The following is a 1,436-nucleotide window of genomic DNA, read 5'->3' on the forward strand; positions in this document are numbered from 1 at the left end:
GCGCCTTGTCCTCTTGCGTAGATGTCTTCGTATCTGACGATGTCGTCTTCACCCAGATAGGTGCCGGTCTGGACCTCGATCAGGACCATGGGCACGGTGCCGGGGTTTTCCATCCGGTGGACCGCGCCCAGCGGGATGTAGACTGACTGGTTCTCGGTCACCAGCTGCTGGTGGTCGTCTATCGTCACCCGCGCTGTGCCCTCGACCACGATCCAATGCTCGGACCGGTGGAAATGGCTCTGCAAACTCAGGCTGGCGCCGGGGTGGACGTGGATGCGTTTGACCTGAAACCTCTCGCCCACCACAAGGCTTTCGAACCAGCCCCAGGGCCGGTGATCCTTGGGAAAGGCTGTGGCCTGCGCCGCGCCCTTGGCTTTCAGCGCCGCCACCGCCTGTTTCACGTCCTGCGCGCGGGTCGCATCGGCCACCAGAACCGCGTCATTCATCGCCACCGCGATGATGTTTTCAACGCCGATCCCCACCAGCTCGACCTGTTCGCTGTCGGATCGCAGCAGCGCGTTGCGGCAGTCGATGGCCGTGGCCGCACCGCTGGTCACCACGCCATCGCCATCCGGCCCGCTTTCGCGCCACACCGCGTCCCAGCCGCCCAGATCGGACCAGGCCGCGTCAAAGGGCACGACCGACAGGTTGTCGGCCTTCTCCATCACCGCGTAGTCGATCGAGATGTCCTGCGCCTGCGCCCAGGGTTCGGGGTTCAGCCGCAGAAAACCCAGATCGGGCGTGGCGCTGTCCACCGCCGCCTGAACCGGCGCGATCAGATCGGGCGCATGGGCGCGGAATGCGGCCACCATATCGGCGGCGCGGAACAGGAAGATGCCCGCATTCCATTTGAAAGTGCCAGCCGCGACCATTTCGGTCGCGCGGGCCAGATCGGGCTTTTCGACAAACTGTTTCAGCGCCACCGGCGCCCCGTCGCCCGCTGGCGCGGCCAGTTCCAGATAGCCATAGGCGGTCTCGGGGTGGGTAGGCGTGATGCCAAAGGTCACCATCTGGCCCTGCGCCACGGCGTCCAGCCCACGGGCCACGGCGGCCTGAAACGCCGCCACATCGGGCACCACGTGATCCGAGGGCGCCACAAGCAGCACCGCCTCCGGGTCCTGGGCCACGGCCTGTAGCGCGGCGGCCAGCACGGCGGGGGCGGTGTTGCGGCCCTCGGGCTCGATCATGATGGTGCCCGGCTCAATGCCCGCGGCCTGCAGCTGTTCGACCACGATAAAGCGGAAATCCGAGTTCGTCAGCACAACGGGGGCCGCAAAGCTGATCGCCGCTGTGCGCCCCGACAGCCGCCGCGCCGAGGCCTGAAACAGCGTTTCCTCCCCCACCAGCGGGACAAACTGCTTGGGATAGCTTTTGCGCGACAAAGGCCACAGGCGCGTGCCCGAGCCGCCACAGAGAAGGACGGGTGTGATCAACAT

General features: G+C 66.4%; 1 protein-coding gene. It reads right to left on the reverse strand.

Features of this window, described 5'->3' with window-relative positions:
* Positions 1-1,436, reverse strand: a 1,436-nt coding sequence (locus tag ACRZ94_RS20700) for a mannose-1-phosphate guanylyltransferase/mannose-6-phosphate isomerase (RefSeq protein WP_480798226.1), incomplete at its 3' end; no start/stop codon positions are given.

The sequence above is a fragment of the Ruegeria sp. CH10 genome (genome assembly GCF_056537125.1).